Consider the following 19696-nt stretch of genomic DNA (forward strand, 5'->3'; position numbering starts at 1 on the left):
TGACTGGTTAACGGCTCAGCGCCTGCGCCCACTTGCGGGCAGATTGTTCAAGTTGGGTATACACAAACTCAAAGGCTTCCCGGCTTTTGCGGTACGGGTCGGTAATCTCCTGCTGGTTAAACCAGTGCCCGAACAGCAACGTTTTCCCACGTACTTCCGGAGAGAAATGACACACGGCATCAATGTGCACCTTTTCCATCACCAGAATCAGGTCGTAATGCCGACACAACGAACCAGTCAACTGGCGAGCCACATGCCCATCCAGCGACAGACCGTGTTCAGCAGCCACCAGGCTGGCCGTTTCATCGGCAGGTTTTCCGTCCATCGCCCGCCAGCCAGCAGACGATACCTTTTTGCCCGGCAATGCCTGCTGTAGCAGGCGCTCACCCGTCGGTGAGCGACAGATATTGCCCTCGCAAATAACAAGAATACTGTTGAACATTGAGACGCCCCCCTACGGCTACGGCCAGGTACGCACGCGCAAGCTGCCTTCGCTCAGGTCGTTAAACCCGCTGATGGTCGGCACCAGTTGCGAAATCAGGCGGTTCCAGCGCGCTACCGGTGCCGAGGTGACATACACCACGTCATACGGTTGCAGCGGAAATTCGGAGCCCATCACCAGCGCGGTCGCGTCTTTGGTGTTGAGCTGATAAATGTTGGCCAGCTTCGGCCCTTGCGTACCACGCAGCGGTCGGATAACAAACACCCCCGTGGCGTCGGCCACCATCTGGTTCATCCCTTCCGCGCTGCCCAACGCTTCGGTCAGCGTCATGCCACTGCGGTCCATCTTGAGGGTCGATTGCTTGTTCACTTCCCCCATCACGAACACTTTCAGGTCATCATTGCGCGGTACAAACAGGATATCGCCGGGGTACAGCAGGCGGTTTTGGGACAAATCGCCGTTCTGCATCAGCGCCTGCAAAGAAATGTGCTCATCTTTGCCGTTATGCGTCAGCACCAGATTACGCCAGTCGGCAAATTCGCTTAGCCCGCCCGCATTATTGATAGCATCCATAATCGTCAACGGTACGTTGGTGATAGGCTGCTGGCCCGAGCGCACCACTTCCCCGGTTACATAGGCTTTCTGCGAGCGGAACGCGGCAATGCTGACTTCCACCTGCGGCGATTCGATGTATTGCGCCAACCGACGCATGATTTCCTCACGCACCTCGGTCAGGGTTTTATCTACCACGCGCAATTTGCCGATGTAGGGGTAAAAAATGGTGCCATCCGAGTGAACCCAGTTGCCGGTATCCGCAGCGGTGCGGTAGGTCCCCGCTGGCGTGGTCAATTCCGGGTGATCCCAGACGGTAACCATCAACACATCGCCGATACCAATTCGGTATTCGTAGCGCTTCAACTCCGCATCCAACGACGGATTTGTCTGGGCAATCGCCGGTCGCAGGCGCATTTTCTCTATCAGCAACGGCGTAACAGGGTAAATATTGACCATTTTATTGATGTTGAAATCATCATCCGGTTGTTCTACGACCTCTTTTCCACTGGTAGAAAGGTGTGTGCCTGGGACCAGCGTACAGCCAGCCAGGAATGTCGCCGACAACATCAGCGGTATAACTTTCAGTGTTGGTTTTAACATCCTTTATGCCATCGCTTTTCAGTCAAGTGAGAAACAAAGAGCGGTACTGCCCGAATCAATAACGCATTGGACGCGCCGGTGTGTTCCACAACGCGTTGATCCTTAATGATTTGTTGAAAGATGTTTTTCACCCCGCCCAAGAATCTAAAGACTTATAACCAAAATTACTCTCATCATCGTTTAAATATTCAAACGGAAATAAGTAAAGCGTTGTTTCAGGTGATAAGCCTCCGGCTGGAACGTCGATCTGGAAAGGGAAACAGCGGCAGACTGCCACGAGCTATAGCTATGAGTTTTGGTTTGAGAAAGGGGAATAACGTCAGCGTGAGCCGCACAGTGGCGACCCGTTTGGTCAGGCTGCACGGTTACATCATCGTTGCTGTGGGAAAAATCGTTGCTGTGGGCAAAAAAAGGCGACTCAGCCGCAGGCGAAGCGCTGGTCAGGAGGAGTGCCGCGGGTTGTACCTGCGGTCTACGCATCAGTGTCAGGTTTAACATCTTTTTGCCATCGCCTTTCAGTCAAGTGAGTAACAGACAGCCCACACGTTAAGCATTCACGGTGGATCCGTTGGCATCGTTACCGCATTGCTCATCAACACACAGGCAGTAAAGCCTGAATGCAGACGGCTGAACGGTTTCAACGTCCTGGAGGGCATCATCTGAAACGCAGCTCATGGCTGTCCGGTCAATCGCATCAGGTACGCTACCGCCCTTGGCTCATAGCTACCAACTCGCTGTTCCGTTTTCGTTTCAGACTACCCAGCTATTGCTGTGACTCGTCATAACTGACTCGTAAAAATGGCTTGCAAAAACATTAATGACACTAAAGTTTCGAATTAAATATTTTTAAAGATGTGTCAATATCGCCACACCGGAGAGTAGTAAAAAATATTTGCTTATAACAAGACAAATATCTTCCTGGTGTTTGTTTTCGGAAAAATACTAACATTCCATGCAGTTTTTCTTATGAGCAAAGTTTTTTTTATCATTAATAAACAAAAAGTTATGTATATCAGAGACATCTTAATAAATACTTCATTTTCATATAATAATTTTGTTAACACATAAATGAGGACATGAAACCGTCAGGGTGAAGGCTATTTTTTCGTTCATTTCTCCGCCCAAGCATATAATGCATCACCTTAATGAAACGGGTTATTTTTTAACCTTCCCGGTGATTCTTTGATTTCTCAAAACGTACTGCAATACTTTCCATCTTGCTGAAAACCTTGTGATCTTACTCACATAAAAAAACGTCTACCGACGCTCAGCAATTTGATATCAATCAAGCACGGTCGGTGGCGTTATGGTTGCGCGACGCAACGCCTGATACGCTATGCGAATATCAACCGGATAAAGAAAAAGGTGAGTTCAACCTATGGAATGGATCGCTGATCCAACAATTTGGGCCGGTCTGGCCACACTAGTGGTATTGGAACTGGTATTGGGTATCGACAACCTGGTCTTTATCGCCATTCTGGCGGAGAAACTGCCAGAAAAATCCCGTGATCGGGCTCGGGTTGTCGGGCTATTGCTGGCCTTGCTGATGCGCTTTGTGCTGCTGTCGTCCATCTCCTGGCTGGTTTCGCTAACCCACCCACTGTTTACCATTTATGGACACCCGTTCAGCGCACGTGACCTGATTATGCTGGTCGGCGGCCTGTTCCTGTTGTTCAAGGCCACGATGGAGCTGAATGAACGGCTGGAAGGCAAAGACCAGGCGCAGCAAACCCAACGCAAGGGTGCGCGTTTCTGGCCGGTCGTCGCACAGATTGTGGTGCTGGATGCCGTGTTCTCGCTGGATTCGGTGATTACCGCGGTCGGCATGACCGAGCACTTGCCAGTCATGATGGCGGCGGTCACTATCGCCATCGGCCTGATGCTACTGGCCAGTAAGCCGTTGACACGCTTCGTCAACGCGCATCCCACCATTGTGATCCTGTGCCTGAGCTTCCTGCTGATGATCGGCTTCAGCCTGGTTGCGGACGCGTTCGGCTACCCGATTCCAAAAGGTTACCTCTACGCTGCCATTGGTTTCTCAGTCATGATCGAGATGCTCAACCAGTTGGCGCAGTTCAACCGTCGGCGCTTTCTCTCTTCGTCGACCCCGTTACGTCAGCGCACAGCCGAAGCAGTATTGCGATTGCTACGCGGTGAACATGAGAAAGCGGAGCTGGATAAACAGGTTGCCGACCGGGTGGCGGATAACACCGGTGACATGGGCCAGCCGGTGTTCAACCAGCAGGAACAGCGCATGATTGAGCGTGTACTCGGTATGTCGCAGCGCTCCATCAGCAGCATTATGACCATCCGTCACGATATCGAGCATGTAGACGTCAACATCGACCCGGCTGACTTCCACGAACTGATGGAGAAAAATCAGCATACCCGGCTGGTGATGTTCGACAGCCACGTTTCCAGCGAACCACTGGGCGTGGTGCACGTGATCGATTTGCTACGTCAGCAATTGCACGGGCAGGCACTGAATCTGCGTGCGTTGATCCGCCAGCCGCTGGTGTTTCCGGAGCAATTGTCGCTGCTGTCCGCACTGGAGCAGTTTCGTGAAGCGCACACGCACTTTGCTTTTGTGGCTGATGAATTCGGCTCCGTCGAGGGGATTGTCACCCTGAGTGATGTGATGGAAACCATCGCGGGCAACTTGCCGCTGGAAGGGGAAGAGCTGGACGCCCGCCACGACATTCAGGAAAACGAAGACGGCACCCTGACGGCCAACGGCTATCTGCCGGTTGAGGATTTACTGATGTATATCCCGCTGCAACTGAACGAGAAGCGCGAATACCACACGCTAGCCGGTTTGCTGATGGAGTATGCGCAGAAAATCCCGCAGGAGGGCGATGAGGTGCGAATCGACAACACCCTGTTCCGGGTGCTGACCGTGGAAAGCCACCGCATCGTGAAGGTGCTGATTACCCCAGAGCCGGAACCACAGCCGGATTATGAGGTGTGATCAAGTCATCACCAGCCCCATGAACAACCAAGGCGGCCATGGCCGCCTTGGTTGTTTCAATGACTGTTTTTCAATCAATGTCTTTTCAGTGAAAGCACGCCATACACGTTACAGGCTCATGCATCACATGTTCGTCGCTGGTTTTTTAGCTGTCGGCTGATTTTTCTCCGCCCAGTCATTCAGACGTTTTCTCACCTCGTCCTGCAACCGCTTACGCAGCAACTGCTCGATCTGCAATTGGTAGTTCAAATTGCCGAATTCGCCGTAAAGGCGGAACGGAATGGGGGTATCTTGCAGCAATTGCACCAGTTGGCTATCGCCTTTCCACCCTTGTGTTACACGCACATCCAGATTGATGTCACAACGCTGGGCAGGCAGGTCAAACTGACCGTTACCGCTAACCGTCAATGCCTCAGATTGCCCGGTCAATGACTGCAATTCCAGCTTGCCCGCGTTGAGTGTCATTTCGCCACTCATCTGCCGAATATCGGTGTAGCGGGCATAGTCATCCGGAGTTTGAATGTCGTTGTTGCTGCGCGCTGCCGCTTGCTGGATCAACTGCTGGACATTCAGCCCCTGCAACCGCAACTGGTCGAACTGCACCAATGCTGCTCCCCGCCATTGAGAGAGCAGCGCCTGCCGCGACAGATCGTCGCCACTCAGCCGCCCTTGCAGACTGAGTTTGCCCTGCAAGCCGTCAGGCAGACCAAATAACGGCAGTAACGTCGACAGCGCCATTGATTTCAGGGTGGGCTGAACAGTGATGGCAGGCGACGCGGCGACATCCATCGACCCCGGTAATGAGAAACGCCCCTCTCCTACCTGGCCGCTAAAGTCAGTGACCCTGACTTTGCCATGCTGATTGCTGCCCTTTAGCGAAAACTGATTGACCGTCATACCGTGGTAAATCAGCGTATTGGCACTCACTGACACGTTGGCAATCGAGCTGCGCAGCCCTTGATAAGGCTCGGGCGGTTGATCGTGTGAAAACACCGGTTTGGCGATGACCGCTTTGTCGCCGCCGTCGCTGGACGACGCGGCGTGCGTCAACCCCAACAACGCGTCCAGATCCAGTTTTTCCGACTGCAGATCCAGTACATACTCTGGCGTAGCACTGAAGGTGGTGGATAACGAGCCATTCAACTGGCTGTTATTCGCGCTAAGAGCAAACTGGTTGATAGTCAGTTTCTCCGGCTGACGCTGATAGCTGCCGCGAATCATCCCTTTACCGCTAATGCCTTCCGTCGGCAGCCCCGCGCCCTGCAATTGGTAACTGACGCTATCGATATCCGCACCAATCTGCTGCGGGTAATTCTGCATATCCAGCCGGGCGTCAAGGGAGAACGACAAATCACGCTGGTCACGGTTAAAACGACTGGAGAGCGATACCTGTACCTGCCGGGCGCTGTCGCTTTCCATCGTCAGGTTAATGTCGCGGACATTCAAGACTGGCGCGTTTCCGCGCTGGAATACCAACAGGCTGTCTTCCACTTCAACCCGGTTGATATCAAAACGCCACCGGCGCTCCGGCTCCGGAGATGACACGCCACCTGGTGCAATGGGGACTGGACCGGCCGCCAGCGCTTCGCTGTCAGGTGTCAGACGAATCACCGCACCTTTGAGCATCACCTGCTTGACTTCCAACTGATGCGACAGTAACGGCCAAAGTTTCACGTCCAGTCGCATGTTCTCAGCACTGATGACGGGCGCGGCGGCACCCGGCGCACTCACCGACAGGCCGCCGGATAAAATGCTCAGTTGCGGCCAGACATGCCAGCGCAAGTCACCATCCAGATTCAAGCGGTAACCTGTACGTGCCTCAACCTGTTGCACCATATAGGCCCGGAAATCATTCGGGTTAATCAACACCACCAGCGCCGTCATACCTGCCGCCAGCACCACCAGCAGAATCACCAGCGTGGTAAACAGTCTTCTCATGCCATCCTCGTTCGCTGTCGTACCTGGACCAGCTAGTCTTTATCAATCCGGCTTGCTACCGCACCCTGCTGGTCCTTGTATTTGGCGTCTTCACGTCGGTTGTACGGACGTGCGGCAGGACCGGAGAGCGGTTCGAAACTCAGTGCGCCGATAATCATGCCAGGGCGCAGCGCCAGCGGCAGCTTGCCCGAGTTGTAAAACTCCAGCACGATGCAACCCTGCCATCCCGGATCGATGCGGTGAGCCGTGACATGTACCATCAACCCCAGGCGCGCCAGGGAAGAACGGCCGTCCAGCCACCCTACCAGGTTATCCGGCAGCGTGACCGATTCCAGCGTCACCGCCAGCGCCAGCTCTCCTGGATGCAGGAAAAACGCCTCGCCTTCCGCCAGGTTGATTTCATCACTCATTACACGATCCAGCGCGGCGCTAACTTCATCCTTCGGCCCACTCAGGTCAATGAATGCGGCGGCGTGACCACTAAACACTCGGAACTGATTACCCAGCCGCACGTCAACCGTCGCACCGTTAATCCGTTCAATCGGGGGGCGCGGTGTAATCGACAGTCGGCCATCGTCCAGCCAGATTTCAATGTCACGGTCGCACAGTCTCATCATCTTCTCCAGTCAGACTCTCGCAGGTGTTCAAACTGCCACAGCAGCGCCGGAAATGCTATGCCGGTGCCACCTGCTTTAAGGGTTTTCTCAGCGAACAGCCTACTCAAAGAACTGGCTGATTTTCGCCTTCAGAATATCAATAGCGATGCGGTTTTTGCCGCCACGCGGCACGATGATGTCCGCATATTGCTTGGACGGTTCGATGAACTGCAGAAACATCGGGCGCACCGTTTTCTGGTATTGCTCCATTACGGAATCCATCGAGCGGCCGCGTTCATTGACATCGCGGCGCATACGGCGCATCAGGCAGATATCCAGCGGGGTATCGACAAAAATGGAAAAATTCAGCTCTTCACGCAACCGGACATCGGTCAACAGCAGAATACCTTCAAGAATAATCACCTTTTTCGGTGCCATATGCAGCGTTTCCTGCAAACGCGTATGTTGCACATAGCTGTACTGCGGCAATGCGATCGGCTGACCGGCCTTAAGCATCTGCAAATGTTGCAGCAGCAGGCTGTGATCCATCGAACTGGGGTGGTCGTAGTTGGTTTTGACCCGTTCTTCCATGGTCAGGTGGGACTGATCCTTGTAGTAGCTATCTTCCGGGATGACGCCAATGTGTTCATCACCCACCTGATCGCGCAATTCGCGGTACAGGGTGCTGGCAATAAGACTTTTTCCGGATGCAGACGCGCCTGCAATCCCGATGATGACACACTGGCGAGACTTATCAGTCATGGTAATAAAGACCTGATTAATAAAAATAAGGAGGGGGGACATATCAGACTGTTCGGACACGGCTCACGCCGGATTATGCACCGAGGGATAACCACCAGCAGCATACATGATTTATTGCGGGACACAGCCTGATGTGTCTGGACGCGGGAATTATAGGGAGTTAGCGCGATTCGCGCCAGTATTACGCAGGTTTGTGCTATCGAGGCGTGCGGCATTCAACCACTCGCTGCCGCCGGATGCCAAAGACAACGGATACCGCGCCGAACCACGGTATCCGCCAGACGATACCTATCTGCCGATACTTATCGGCCGATACTACACCGCACGGAATGCGATCTCCGTCGGGATCACCTCGCCCTGCCAGTACAGCTGAGCCGCCACCTGCCCCGCCAGTTCGCGGTACAACTGGGTGAATTCGCTGTCCGGCTTACTGACCACGGTCGGTTCGCCACGGTCCAGGTCCTCACGGAGCGAAATGTGCAGCGGCAACTGGCCCAATAAGGCGCAGTGATATTTTTCTGCCAGCTTCTGCGCACCACCAGTGCCGAAAATCGGCTCCAGATGACCACAATTGCTGCAAATATGCACGCTCATGTTCTCTACGATGCCCAATACCGGCACCTTCACCTTCTCGAACATCACGATGCCCTTCATCGCATCCATCAGCGCGATATCCTGCGGGGTCGTCACCACCACCGCACCGGTGACCGGCACGTTCTGCGCCAGCGTGAGCTGGATGTCGCCAGTACCCGGTGGCATATCCAGCACCAGATAATCCAGATCCGGCCACAGCGTATCCTGCAACAGTTGCAGCAACGCCTTGCTAGCCATCGGCCCGCGCCACACCATGGCGTTATCGTCGGTAACCAGATAGCCGATGGAGTTAGTGGCAAGGCCGTGCGCCATGATCGGTGCCATGTGCTGCCCGTCCGGCGAGGTCGGCCGCTCGCTGGCCGCGCCCAACATGGTCGGGATGGACGGCCCGTAGATATCTGCGTCCAAAATACCGACATTAGCCCCTTCGGCTGCCAGCGCCAGCGCCATGTTCACCGCGGTGCTGGATTTCCCGACACCGCCCTTGCCGGAACTGACGGCGATAATATTCTTCACGCCCTTGACGCCCGCCTGATTGTTGACACGACGCAATGTGGCGATGCTATGGGTCAAGCGCCATTCCACTTCCCGAGCGCCGCAAAGACGTAGCAACTCGTCGCTAACGCTGTCTTTGAGGGCCGCCAGGCCGCTCAGCCAGACAAACGGCATGGTCAGTTCGATATGCAGCACATCATCCAGCAACGCGCAATGGTGCAGCGCATTAAGCGTGGTCAGGTTGTTTTTTAGCGTCGGGTGCGTAAAGGAGGACAGCACGCCGTTCACCATGGCGCGCAACATCTCGGGGTTTTGCGCAGGGAGTTTATCGTTCATCCCGGCTCCTTGAGTTGAATTAATGTTGTTATAAAAACCGCCCTAGCATAGCAGAACGCCCACGAGTGGGTGTATCGCCAATCTCCCAGCACCGAAAAAACAACGGAACCGCCTCTCGACCTGCACCACTCAAATCTTGTCTTCCTATGACATCACGCGGGAAGAGTGCTGCATAACGCGGGAAGAGCGGGTTTTGTTGGCGCACGCCGCGCCCCAAGGTTTACGCATCAAGGCGCGATGGGGTAACATCAGGGCTCCTTCTTAATTCATTCACCAACCAACAAGCAAGTTCCCCACTATGACTCAAGTCGCAAACAAAATTTTGGTAACGTGCGCGCTGCCTTATGCTAACGGTCCGATCCACCTTGGCCACATGCTCGAACACATTCAGGCGGACATCTGGGTCCGTTACCAGCGAATGCGCGGCAGTCAGGTCCACTTTATTTGTGCGGACGACGCCCACGGCACGCCGATCATGCTCAAAGCACAGCAGATGGGTGTTGCGCCGGAGCAGATGATTGCGACGGTGAGTCAGGAACACCAGCAGGATTTCGCCAGGTTCAACATCAGCTACGACAACTACCACTCCACGCACAGCGAGGAGAACCGCGAGTTGTCCGGGCTGATTTACCGTCGGCTGAAGGAAAACGGTTTTATCAAAAACCGCACTATTTCCCAGCTGTTTGACCCGGAAAAAAGCATGTTCCTGCCGGATCGCTTTGTGAAAGGCACCTGCCCGAAATGTAAGGCACCAGACCAGTATGGCGATAACTGCGAAGTGTGTGGCGCGACCTACAGCCCGACTGAGCTTATCGATCCCAAATCCGCCGTATCCGGTGCCACGCCAGTGATGCGTGAATCTGAACACTTCTTCTTCGACCTGCCAGCGTTCAGCGACATGCTGCAAAGCTGGACCCGTTCCGGTGCGTTGCAGGAGCAGGTCGCCAACAAGATGCAGGAGTGGTTCGACGCCGGGCTGCAACAGTGGGATATCACCCGTGACGCGCCTTATTTCGGTTTCGAAGTGCCAGATGCGCCGGGCAAATATTTCTACGTTTGGCTGGACGCGCCGATCGGCTACATGGGGTCATTCAAAAACCTGTGCGACAAGCGCGGCGACCTCAGTTTCGACGAATTCTGGCGTAAAGACTCCAGCACCGAGCTGTATCATTTCATCGGCAAGGACATCGTTTACTTCCACAGCCTGTTCTGGCCTGCCATGCTGGAAGGCAGCGGTTTCCGCAAGCCGACCAACCTGTTCGTGCACGGTTATGTGACGGTTAACGGCGCCAAAATGTCGAAGTCGCGCGGCACCTTTATCAAGGCCGACACCTACCTGAAACATCTGGATGCCGACTGCCTGCGTTATTACTACGCCGCCAAGCTCTCTTCCCGTATTGATGACATCGACCTCAATCTGGAAGATTTCGTGCAGCGCGTGAACGCTGACATCGTCAACAAGGTGGTCAATCTGGCTTCGCGCAACGCCGGTTTCATCAACAAACGCTTTGACGGCAAGCTGGCCGACCAACTGGCGGACCCGGCGCTGTATCAAACCTTTATCGACGCGGCACAGACCATCGCCGAGGCTTACAGCAGCCGTGAATCTGGCAAGGCTGTCCGTGAAATCATGGCACTGGCGGACCTCGCCAACCGCTATGTCGACGAGCAGGCACCGTGGGTGGTTGCCAAGCAGGAAGGCCGCGATGCTGACCTACAGGCAATTTGTTCGATGGGTATCAACCTGTTCCGCGTGCTGATGACCTACCTGAAGCCGGTACTGCCGTCGCTGGCGGAGCGCGCCGAAGCGTTTCTGCACAGCGAGCTGCGCTGGGACACGCTGGCGCAACCGCTGACAAACCATCAGGTTGGTGCGTTCAAGGCGCTGTTTAACCGCATCGACATCGCGCAGGTACAGGGTATGGTCGACGCCTCTAAAGAGGAAGCCGCCGCGGCTGCTGCCAAACCGGCATCCGGCCCGCTGGCCGACAACCCGGTTCAGGACACCATCGACTTTGCCGACTTCGACAAAGTGGACATGCGCGTCGCCTTAATCCAGAAAGCCGAGCTGGTGGACGGTTCAGACAAGCTGTTGCGTCTGACGCTGGACCTGGGCGGCCAGACTCGCCAGGTGTTCTCCGGCATCCGCGCCGCTTACCCGGATCCGTCTGCACTGGAAGGCCGCCTGACGGTGATGGTCGCTAACCTGGCACCGCGCAAAATGCGCTTTGGCGTGTCCGAAGGCATGGTGATGGCCGCAGGTCCCGGTGGGAAAGACATTTTCCTGCTGAGCCCTGACAGCGGTGCCCAGCCAGGAATGCAAATCAAGTAAGCCCCCTTGCATCAGGCCGGTTCACCCGGCCTGATGCGTCATCGCCACCACGCTGTTTCCGCGCATACCGCCCTTCTTGCTGCTGACTTCTCACTGATTTCCTGCCCCATGCCATTCACTCCTCTGACCATGCCGTGATTCGGATAAACGGCATAGCGCTTTCACCACAGCCGTGATAAACAGTGACTGGTCGTGATTATCACGCCACGCACTCGCTGCGTACACGTTGGCCTGCACCTTCGTGCCGTGCGTGATAACCACGACATCCGGCCTATCATCGATCATGGAGGAATGTCGAATGTCCCGTTTTACCCCTTTGCTGCTGAGTGCAGCCCTGCTTGCCGCCGCCACACCGGCGATGGCGTCCAAATCACTGAACAGCGCCGACGAGGTGATTTCCGCGCTGAATAAAGGGCGCAGTGTCAATGTCACTATCGACCTGTCCGCCTGTACGCCGCAGGAGGGCACGCCAGCCAGCAAGACCCGCGGCGGCCTGCACATCAATGCGTACCGCCTGATTGATAGCGGCACACTGTCATTCAGCGACGAGCACTTCACCGTTGCCAACGACGGCACGCCGATTCAGCAGTTCATGCGTTATCAGGTTCAGCCGGACAACACCGTGCGTTTCACCACCTACATGTACAACCTGCCCAGCCTGCAACAGCGCGGCAATACCCTGAGCTACCAGTGCAAACTGGGTCAGGATATCGGTTTCTTCGTACAGTAAGCCTTGCCAAACGCGCTCGCTCTGCTGGTCGGGCGCGTTTCTTTTCCGCATGTTTCCCGCCAGTGTGCCCGCCGTATCTCATTGAACGAAAAGTTATAAGCTAAGCCCAAAAGACATAACCCACCCCCTTTGCACGTTGCCACGTTACCCGCTATGATTCCTCATCACTCAAATAGACATCCAGACATAAAGATATCCATAACACTGGCAAACCTGATTTCACAACACCGAGGATTGAAAATGAAGAAATTCCCTGTCGCCCTGCTGGCCCTGAGCCTGACGGCCTCTTTCTCCACGCTGTCTGCGGAGACACCCGCTACCGCCGCACCGGTTCCGGCCACCATCGCTAACCATCAGGGGCCGGTACGCATCGCGGTGATCCGTAATCTCGGTTCGGACGACAACACCACCCAGTTCGTTTCCGGCGTACTGGAAGAAGGCAAAAAGCTGGGATTCAAGGTAAGCACCTTCCTGAGCAACGGTGACGATGCCAAATTTCAGGACTTCGTTAATCAGGCCATCAGCCAGAAATATGACGGCATTATCCTGTCGCAGGGTCGCGCCCCTTACTCTACCGACCTGATTCAGCGCATTGTCGACAGCGGCATCAAGGTGGCGGTGTTTGACACCGCGGTGGATCGCACCATTCCGGGCGTCACCGTTACCCAGCAGGACGATGCTTCGCTGGCTAACGAGTCGCTGGGCCAGTTGGTGAAGGATTTCAACGGCAAAGCCAACATCATCAAACTGTGGGTGGCAGGTTTCCCGCCGATGGAGCGCCGTCAGACGGCTTATCAGCAGGTTCTGAAAGACAATCCGGGCATTAAAGAATTGGAATCCATCGGTGCGGTATCCTCTGACGTACAGGGCGATACCGCCAATAAAGTAGGCGCGATTCTGGCGAAATACCCGAAAGGTAAGATTGACGCCATCTGGGGTGCCTGGGATGCCTTCAGTCAGGGCGCGTACAAGGCGCTGAAAGAGAACGGCCGCACCGAAATCAAACTCTATAGCATCGATATTTCCAATCAGGATCTGCAACTGATGCGCGAAGCCAACAGCCCGTGGAAAGTCAGCGTAGCGGTGGACCCGAAACTGATCGGCAAGGTCAACCTGCGTCTGGTTGCTAACAAGATTGCGGGCGAATCAACACCAGCCACTTACGAATTCCGTGCCGCCAGTATTCCGCAGGCATTGCTGGCAAGTCAGCCAGGACCGGTCAACGTGGCGGGGCTTTCGAAAATCATCCCTGGCTGGGGCCAGACCACTGACTTTATTGCACCGTGGTTTGCTACACTGGAAGCCAAAAGCAAATAAAGTTCTGTCATAACGGAGGCTTATATGGCATCAACGCCCCTGCCCATGCCGGAGTACAGCCGCAACATGCGGCTGATTGGACACAGCGATCAGGGCGGGCGCCCTGATGGCGTACAAGTCATGGTTCACCGAGGTTACGCCTATATTGGACACATGGTGTCCCAGGGCGTTTCCATCGTTGACGTGCGAGATCCGCAAAACCCCAAACCGGCTGGTTTCATCGCCGCACCGCCGGGCACCTGGAACATTCATCTGCAAACCCACGATGACCTGTTACTGGTAGTTAACGCCCGCGATCTGTTCGCCGATGCCCGTTTCGCACAAGAAAAAGTCTACTACACACGTTCGGTGGCCGAGACGGTCAGCACCGGCAAACAGGATAAAAGCTGGAGCGCAGGGCTGCGGATCTTTGATATTTCTACCCCCGACCAGCCGCGGGAAATCAGCTTTCTGCCGCTGGACGGCATCGGCATTCACCGCATCTGGTACGTGGGCGGTCGCTGGGCGTATGTCTCCGCGCTGCTGGATGGCTACAGTGACTACATTTTTCTGACCATCGACCTGGCCGACCCACGTAAACCAGAAGTCGCTGGCCGTTACTGGCTGCCGGGTATGCACGCCGCCGGTGGTGAAGCACCGAGTTGGCCGGAAGGCAAACGCTATGCGCTGCATCACGCCATTATCCATGGTGACACGGCTTACGGCAGTTGGCGCGATGGCGGCCTGACGCTGCTGGACGTGAGCGACCGCACTCAACCGACACTGATCAGCCATCGCAACTGGAGCCCGCCGTTTGGCGGCGGCACCCACACCGCGTTGCCGTTGCCGGATCGCGACCTGCTGATCGTGCTGGATGAAGCGGTGCTGGATGATCAGGAAGACGGCGAAAAACTGATCTGGGTGTTCGATATCCGCGAACCGTCTAATCCGGTGAGCATCGCCACCTTCCCGCAGCCCAACGAAACCGATTATGTGAAGAAAGGGGCACATTTCGGCCCGCACAATTTGCATGAAAACCGGCCGGGCAGCTTTATCAGTTCGACGCTGATTTTCGCCACCTACCAGAACGCTGGAGTGCGCGCTTACGACATCAGCAACCCGTATAGACCGAAAGAAACCGGTGCGTTGGTGCCAGCCGCGCCTGAGCGTATGATGGACAAACGCCCCGGTCGGCCGCGGGTGATCCAGTCCTGCGACGTGTTTGTCGATGCACAAGGAATAATCTACAGCACCGACTACAACGCCGGATTGTCGATCATCGAATACCGCGGCTAATCACCAGAAAATGCGCGCCGCCGGTGGGTAGCGCGCATTCTGACTTTCTCGTGTGTCAGTTATTAATCCAGTGCCAATACCGACACCCACATCGGCCCCTGACCGACCGGATAGCGCGCCAGCGGCGTCAGGCCGCCGTTATCCGGCTGAATACGATACACCTCAATGTGATGGGATTTCTGACCGGCCGCGATCAGGAACTGGCCACTGTGGTCGATATTAAAACCGCGCGGCTGGGTTTCCGTCGGCTGGTGACCTGCCAGCGTCAGCGTGCCGTCCTGCGCCGACACCTGGAAAATACTCAGCAGGCTGGCGGTACGATCGGTGGTGTACAGGTGGCGACCGTCCGGCGTGATGTGGATATCCGCCGCCCAGCAGGTGTCGGCGAAATCCGTCGGCATCGCGTTCAGCGTCTGGATACGGTGGCCTTCACCCTGCGCGTCCAACTCGAACACATCCACCGAGCTGTTCAGCTCGTTGATGCAATAGCTAAAGCGGTTATTCGGATGGTACGCCATATGACGTGGCCCGGCACCGGCAGCCGCACGCTGCTCGGCGGGCTGATGCGCGGTCAGACGACCATCGCCGCCGACATCGTACAGCCGAATGCGGTCTTCTTTCAGGCAGGGTGCCCACAGCACGCGGTTAGCCGGGTCGATATTGGTAGAGTGACAGCCTTCCAGCCCGTCCAGTTGCTGAAGTGGTGCTTGCACCACGCCGTCTTCACCAATCGGGCTGACGCTGACGCAGGCGTTGCTGTAAGAGGCACTGAACAGGAAACGCCCAGCGTGATCGGTAGACAGGTGTGTCGGGCTACCTGGCAGCGAGGCGACACCCGCTTCGCTCAATTTCCCTTGTTCATCAATACGGTAGCTGATCACACGAAACTCAGGGCGCACACCCACATAAAGATGGCGTTGATCCGGCGCTATCACCATCGGCTGCACCTGTCCGGGCACCTCAACTACCTGTAACAAGCTCAATGCTCCGCTGGAAGCGAGTTGCCAGACATGAATCTGCTGGCTTTCCGGACTGGCGATATAAACCACTTGCTGCATTCGATTCTCCTTGTTGGCCTCAATGAGGCGGCAGGCGCGCGTCTCGTTGCGCGCAGGCAATGCTCTCGTTTATCGGTGATGACTCTTAGCAGTGATAACTCTTAGCGGTAACGAGCTTCTATCGATGATGACTTTCGCATAAGAACCGGCACGGAAAAAGGGCCTGTTGATCAGGGCGGCTGACAGTGTACCATCGGGAAGAAGTGAACCCGATAATCTGATGAGAATACCATGACCTATCGCATCATTGCCCTCGATCTGGACGGCACGCTGTTAACGCAAAAGAAAACCATTCTGCCAGCGTCGTTACAGGCACTGGCACAAGCCAGACAAGCAGGCATCAAGGTCATCATTGTGACCGGCCGCCACCACTCGGCGATCCATCCGTTTTATCAGGCGCTGGCACTGGATACCCCGGCGATCTGCTGCAACGGCACCTATCTGTACGACTATCAGACCGGGCAAACCCACGACGCCAACCCGCTCACGCCAGCGCAAGCCAAAAGCGTTCTACAACGGTTGCAGCAGTTTTCCATCCACGGCCTGATGTACGCGGACGACGCCATGCTCTACCAGCATATTACCGGTCACATTACCCGTACACAGACCTGGGCGGAGCAACTGCCAGCGTCACAGCGCCCGGTATTTCGTCAGGTAGACGACCTGCTGGCCGCCACCGACCACAGCCGTTCTATCTGGAAATTCGCCACCCACCACACCGATACCGCGGCACTGAACGACTTCGCTCATCTGGTTGAGCAGGAACTGGGGCTGTCCTGCGAATGGTCATGGATGGATCAGGTGGATATTGCCCAGACCGGCAACAGTAAGGGCCGCTTGCTGCAACGCTGGGTAGAATCACAAGGGTTCAGCATGAATGAGGTGGTAGCGTTCGGCGATAACTTCAATGATATCAGTATGCTATCAACCGCCGGATTGGGGGTGGCGATGGGCAACAGCGCCGACGAAGTGAAAGCGCACGCCAAACTGGTGATTGGTGATAACGAGCAACCCGGCATCGCCGAGGTGATTCGCCGCCAGGTACTGGCCTGAACCGCTACGGTCCCCGCCGAAACGGGCGCCGTAGCTGGGTCTAAGTCTGGGTAGAGGTTAAGCCGTAATCGACACGCTCTTGATCTGAGCGTACAGGTTCTGCCCGGAGGTCAACGCCAGCTCGTCCCGCGCCCAGGGCGTAATGCGCGCCCACAGAATCTGCCCGCCGATATCCAGTTTGACTTCAACCTGCTCGCCTACGTCAAGGCACTCCATCACCCTGGCGGACAGCACGTTGCGGATACTGCTCGCCACCGGGCGCTGCGTCACCAGCGATACGTCCGCCGCATTGATGCGAATCCGCAGCGCCGAGGTGAGCGGCGCATCAACGCGCCCAACCCACAGATGCTGCTCGCCCAGCGACAGCGCGGTCATGGCGTAATGCGGGTGGTGCTCCATCACCGTCACCTTCAGGATACTGCTCTGTTCCTCGCGCGGCAGCCAGGCCCGCAGCGCGTTACTGGCCCACACCTCTTCCAGCGAACCCTGTGCCTTGACCTGCCCTTTGTCCAGCACCAGTACCTTGTCCGCCAGCCGCAGCACCTCTTCCAGACTGTGGCTGACATACAAGATCGGCGTGTTGACCTCGCGCGCCAGCCGCTCCAGATAAGGCAGCAGCTCGCGCTTGCGCGGCACATCCAGCGACGCCAGCGGTTCATCCATCAACAATAGCTCCGGAGCCGTCAACAGCGCGCGGCCAATCGCCACTCGCTGCTTTTCGCCGCCCGATAGGGTGAGCGGGTAACGCTTGAGCAAATGCCCGATGCCGAGCAACTGCACAATATCGTCGAATTGCGCCTGCATCTGCGCCGCCATGCCGTAACGCAGATTCCCCACCACCCGGTAGTGCGGAAATAGCCGCGCATCCTGAAAAACGTAGCCGATACGGCGTTTTTCCGGCGGCAGGAACACGCCGTTATCCCGATCGGACAGTACCCGGTCGTTCAACTGAATCCGCCCCTTATCCGGCCGCGTCAGGCCAACGATAGCGTTGATCAACGATGTTTTACCGGCACCGGATACCCCGAATACAGCGGTAATTCCGCTGGCAGGGAGCTGGGTGGCGACGCTGAGCGTCAGGTCGCCCAGTTGCTGAGTAAAATCCAGTTGCAGCATTATCCCCCCAACCGCTTGCGGCTCCAGCGCGTGAGCCATTCCGACAACAACAGCGACACCAGCGACAACACGATGGCGATGAGACACAACCGGGCAGCCTGCATTTCCGCGCCCGGCGTTTCAATCAGCGTATACATGGCATTCGGAATGGTGCGGGTTTCCCCCGGAATGTTGGACACAAAGGTGATGGTGGCACCGAACTCCCCCAGCGAACGGGCGAACGCCAGTACGGTGCCGACAATGATGCCAGGCAAGGTCAGCGGCAGCGTAATGGTGAAAAATACCCGCCAGCGACCGGCACCCAGCGTGCGCGCCGCCAGCTCCAGCCGGGTATCCACCGCTTCCAGCGCCAGCCGGATGGCGCGCACCATCAGCGGGAACGCCACCACCGCCGAGGCCAGCGCCGCACCATGCCAACTGAAGCTGAAGCTGAAACCAAACCAGCTATAGAGCCAACTGCCTACCACACCTTTACGCCCCATGATGATCAGCAACAGATAGCCGATCACCACCGGTGGCAGCACCAGCGGCAGGTGGATCACGCTGTCCAGCAGCGACTTGCCGACAAAGCGGCAACGCGCCAGCACCCAGGCGGCCAGAATACCCAGCGGCAAACTACAGCTTACCGCCACCAGCGATACCTTGAGGCTCAGCGCAACCGCCTGCCATTCGTAATCACTGAGCAGCATTAACCGGCGTGAATCCGTATTGTTTAAATACCACCGCCGCCTGAGGCGTTTTCAGGTAGTCAAAGAAGGCTTTGACTGCCGGGGTGTTATGTCCTTTGACAATCGCCATCGGGTATTCCACGGGCTTGTGGGTGTTGTCTGGGAAAATACCGACCACTTTCACTTTGGTGCTGGCAACCGCATCCGAACCGTAAACAATCCCCAACGGAGCCTCTTCACGCTCCACCAGCACCATAGCAGCGCGCACGTCATTGGCACGTGCCATCAACGGCGACAGTGCATCCCAGGCGTTCAGTTTCTGTAGCGCTTCTTTAGCATAGATACCGGCTGGCACATGATCCGGGTCGCCGACTGCCAAACGTCCGTCTTTCAGCAAGCCTTTCCAGTCGGTTTTATCGTCGATCTTGAATCCTTTGAGGTCGGAAGCCTTCGGTGCAATCACCACCAGTTTATTGCCCAGAAGAGTATAACGGGTGTCGTTTTCGGTCAGTTGCTTGCCCTGGGCGTAATCCATCCACTGCTGATCTGCTGAAATGAACAGGTCAGCAGGTGCCCCTTGCTCAATCTGACGCGCCAGCGTCGATGACGAGGCGTAAGAGGCTACGATGGAAACCTGTTTTTCCTTCTGATATTGCGCGGCGATATCCTGCAACGCATTGGTCAGCGACGCGGCGGCAAATACAGTTACCTTATCCTGCGCCAGCGCGGTGTTCGCGCTCATACCTAGTGTCAATGCGGCAGCAGTCAGCCAGTAAGTCCATTGCTGTTTCATTTTTTCTCCCGAGGTTTTTCGTTGTGTAGTTAATAATATAACGATAAATACCGAATTCTGGCCGCCTT

At 56.1% G+C, this 19696-nt stretch carries 17 protein-coding genes; 6 read left to right on the forward strand and 11 right to left on the reverse strand.

Going from position 1 to position 19696, the window contains the following annotated elements:
- Positions 1-7: 7 nt before the first annotated feature.
- From OB87_RS10150 to OB87_RS20615, 3 genes are all read right to left on the reverse strand, one after another.
- On the reverse strand, positions 8-442 hold the full coding sequence (locus OB87_RS10150) for an arsenate reductase/protein-tyrosine-phosphatase family protein (protein ID WP_033569333.1): 435 nt from the start codon (positions 440-442) through the stop codon (positions 8-10).
- Between the two features lie 18 nt (positions 443-460).
- The gene (locus tag OB87_RS10155) at positions 461-1597 is read right to left on the reverse strand and encodes a polysaccharide export protein (RefSeq protein ID WP_033569334.1); all 1137 of its coding nucleotides are present in this window, start codon (positions 1595-1597) and stop codon (positions 461-463) included.
- A 180-nt stretch (positions 1598-1777) separates the two neighbouring features.
- Positions 1778-2095, reverse strand: a complete 318-nt coding sequence (locus OB87_RS20615; RefSeq protein WP_148042907.1) for a hypothetical protein — start codon at positions 2093-2095, stop codon at positions 1778-1780.
- Between the two features lie 880 nt (positions 2096-2975).
- Between OB87_RS20615 and OB87_RS10160 the strand changes: the two genes are divergently transcribed.
- Positions 2976-4565 carry a TerC family protein gene (locus OB87_RS10160; protein ID WP_033569335.1) on the forward strand — a complete coding sequence of 530 codons (1590 nt, stop codon included), beginning with the start codon at positions 2976-2978 and terminating at the stop codon, positions 4563-4565.
- Between the two features lie 123 nt (positions 4566-4688).
- Here OB87_RS10160 and asmA read toward each other — a convergent pair whose 3' ends face one another.
- The 4 genes from asmA to apbC form a co-directional block, all read right to left on the reverse strand.
- Positions 4689-6503, reverse strand: coding sequence for an outer membrane assembly protein AsmA (asmA, locus tag OB87_RS10165; RefSeq protein ID WP_033569336.1), 1815 nt, complete (start codon positions 6501-6503; stop codon positions 4689-4691).
- 32 nt (positions 6504-6535) lie between these two features.
- Entirely contained in the window at positions 6536-7117 is a 582-nt protein-coding gene (gene dcd / locus OB87_RS10170; protein ID WP_033569337.1) for a dCTP deaminase, read from the reverse strand.
- A 102-nt stretch (positions 7118-7219) separates the two neighbouring features.
- Entirely contained in the window at positions 7220-7861 is a 642-nt protein-coding gene (udk, locus tag OB87_RS10175; protein ID WP_033569367.1) for a uridine kinase, read from the reverse strand.
- Between the two features lie 315 nt (positions 7862-8176).
- Positions 8177-9286, reverse strand: coding sequence for an iron-sulfur cluster carrier protein ApbC (gene apbC, locus OB87_RS10180; RefSeq protein ID WP_033569338.1), 1110 nt, complete (start codon positions 9284-9286; stop codon positions 8177-8179).
- A gap of 298 nt (positions 9287-9584) precedes the next feature.
- Between apbC and metG the strand changes: the two genes are divergently transcribed.
- From metG to OB87_RS10205, 4 genes are all read left to right on the forward strand, one after another.
- Positions 9585-11618, forward strand: a complete 2034-nt coding sequence (metG, locus tag OB87_RS10185; protein ID WP_033569339.1) for a methionine--tRNA ligase — start codon at positions 9585-9587, stop codon at positions 11616-11618.
- Between the two features lie 298 nt (positions 11619-11916).
- On the forward strand, positions 11917-12348 hold the full coding sequence (locus tag OB87_RS10195; RefSeq protein ID WP_033569341.1) for a VirK family protein: 432 nt from the start codon (positions 11917-11919) through the stop codon (positions 12346-12348).
- 240 nt (positions 12349-12588) lie between these two features.
- On the forward strand, positions 12589-13665 hold the full coding sequence (locus OB87_RS10200; protein ID WP_033569342.1) for a sugar ABC transporter substrate-binding protein: 1077 nt from the start codon (positions 12589-12591) through the stop codon (positions 13663-13665).
- Between the two features lie 24 nt (positions 13666-13689).
- Positions 13690-14940, forward strand: coding sequence for an LVIVD repeat-containing protein (locus OB87_RS10205; RefSeq protein ID WP_033569343.1), 1251 nt, complete (start codon positions 13690-13692; stop codon positions 14938-14940).
- Between the two features lie 62 nt (positions 14941-15002).
- Here OB87_RS10205 and pgl read toward each other — a convergent pair whose 3' ends face one another.
- Positions 15003-15998, reverse strand: coding sequence for a 6-phosphogluconolactonase (gene pgl, locus OB87_RS10210; protein WP_033569344.1), 996 nt, complete (start codon positions 15996-15998; stop codon positions 15003-15005).
- Positions 15999-16229: 231 nt separating this feature from the next.
- Here pgl and OB87_RS10215 point away from each other — a divergent pair, with 231 nt between their 5' ends.
- The gene (locus tag OB87_RS10215) at positions 16230-17051 is read left to right on the forward strand and encodes a pyridoxal phosphatase (protein ID WP_033569345.1); all 822 of its coding nucleotides are present in this window, start codon (positions 16230-16232) and stop codon (positions 17049-17051) included.
- Between the two features lie 57 nt (positions 17052-17108).
- On the opposite strand, the gene modC is transcribed toward OB87_RS10215, so the two are convergent.
- From modC to modA, 3 genes are read right to left on the reverse strand one after another with little or no spacing between them, the layout of a single operon-like run.
- Positions 17109-18167: a molybdenum ABC transporter ATP-binding protein ModC gene (gene modC, locus OB87_RS10220; RefSeq protein ID WP_033569346.1), complete on the reverse strand. Its 1059-nt coding sequence runs from the start codon at positions 18165-18167 to the stop codon at positions 17109-17111.
- Positions 18167-18856 carry a molybdate ABC transporter permease subunit gene (gene modB, locus OB87_RS10225; RefSeq protein ID WP_033569347.1) on the reverse strand — a complete coding sequence of 230 codons (690 nt, stop codon included), beginning with the start codon at positions 18854-18856 and terminating at the stop codon, positions 18167-18169. The genes modC and modB overlap by 1 nt, the downstream gene beginning before the upstream one ends.
- The gene (gene modA, locus OB87_RS10230) at positions 18843-19628 is read right to left on the reverse strand and encodes a molybdate ABC transporter substrate-binding protein (RefSeq protein WP_033569348.1); all 786 of its coding nucleotides are present in this window, start codon (positions 19626-19628) and stop codon (positions 18843-18845) included. The genes modB and modA overlap by 14 nt, the downstream gene beginning before the upstream one ends.
- Positions 19629-19696: the final 68 nt, after the last annotated feature.

This window comes from Dickeya undicola (genome assembly GCF_000784735.1).
Classification (GTDB): domain Bacteria; phylum Pseudomonadota; class Gammaproteobacteria; order Enterobacterales; family Enterobacteriaceae; genus Dickeya; species Dickeya undicola.

What these genes read in the sequence shown, in the direction of transcription:
- OB87_RS10150 (WP_033569333.1), bottom strand. Translation starts at nt 442, where the DNA reads ATGTTCAACAGTATTCTTGTTATTTGCGAGGGCAATATCTGTCGCTCA.
- OB87_RS10155 (WP_033569334.1), bottom strand. Translation starts at nt 1,597, where the DNA reads ATGTTAAAACCAACACTGAAAGTTATACCGCTGATGTTGTCGGCGACA.
- OB87_RS20615 (WP_148042907.1), bottom strand. Translation starts at nt 2,095, where the DNA reads ATGTTAAACCTGACACTGATGCGTAGACCGCAGGTACAACCCGCGGCA.
- OB87_RS10160 (WP_033569335.1), top strand. Translation starts at nt 2,976, where the DNA reads ATGGAATGGATCGCTGATCCAACAATTTGGGCCGGTCTGGCCACACTA.
- asmA (WP_033569336.1), bottom strand. Translation starts at nt 6,503, where the DNA reads ATGAGAAGACTGTTTACCACGCTGGTGATTCTGCTGGTGGTGCTGGCG.
- dcd (WP_033569337.1), bottom strand. Translation starts at nt 7,117, where the DNA reads ATGAGACTGTGCGACCGTGACATTGAAATCTGGCTGGACGATGGCCGA.
- udk (WP_033569367.1), bottom strand. Translation starts at nt 7,861, where the DNA reads ATGACTGATAAGTCTCGCCAGTGTGTCATCATCGGGATTGCAGGCGCG.
- apbC (WP_033569338.1), bottom strand. Translation starts at nt 9,286, where the DNA reads ATGAACGATAAACTCCCTGCGCAAAACCCCGAGATGTTGCGCGCCATG.
- metG (WP_033569339.1), top strand. Translation starts at nt 9,585, where the DNA reads ATGACTCAAGTCGCAAACAAAATTTTGGTAACGTGCGCGCTGCCTTAT.
- OB87_RS10195 (WP_033569341.1), top strand. Translation starts at nt 11,917, where the DNA reads ATGTCCCGTTTTACCCCTTTGCTGCTGAGTGCAGCCCTGCTTGCCGCC.
- OB87_RS10200 (WP_033569342.1), top strand. Translation starts at nt 12,589, where the DNA reads ATGAAGAAATTCCCTGTCGCCCTGCTGGCCCTGAGCCTGACGGCCTCT.
- OB87_RS10205 (WP_033569343.1), top strand. Translation starts at nt 13,690, where the DNA reads ATGGCATCAACGCCCCTGCCCATGCCGGAGTACAGCCGCAACATGCGG.
- pgl (WP_033569344.1), bottom strand. Translation starts at nt 15,998, where the DNA reads ATGCAGCAAGTGGTTTATATCGCCAGTCCGGAAAGCCAGCAGATTCAT.
- OB87_RS10215 (WP_033569345.1), top strand. Translation starts at nt 16,230, where the DNA reads ATGACCTATCGCATCATTGCCCTCGATCTGGACGGCACGCTGTTAACG.
- modC (WP_033569346.1), bottom strand. Translation starts at nt 18,167, where the DNA reads ATGCTGCAACTGGATTTTACTCAGCAACTGGGCGACCTGACGCTCAGC.
- modB (WP_033569347.1), bottom strand. Translation starts at nt 18,856, where the DNA reads ATGCTGCTCAGTGATTACGAATGGCAGGCGGTTGCGCTGAGCCTCAAG.
- modA (WP_033569348.1), bottom strand. Translation starts at nt 19,628, where the DNA reads ATGAAACAGCAATGGACTTACTGGCTGACTGCTGCCGCATTGACACTA.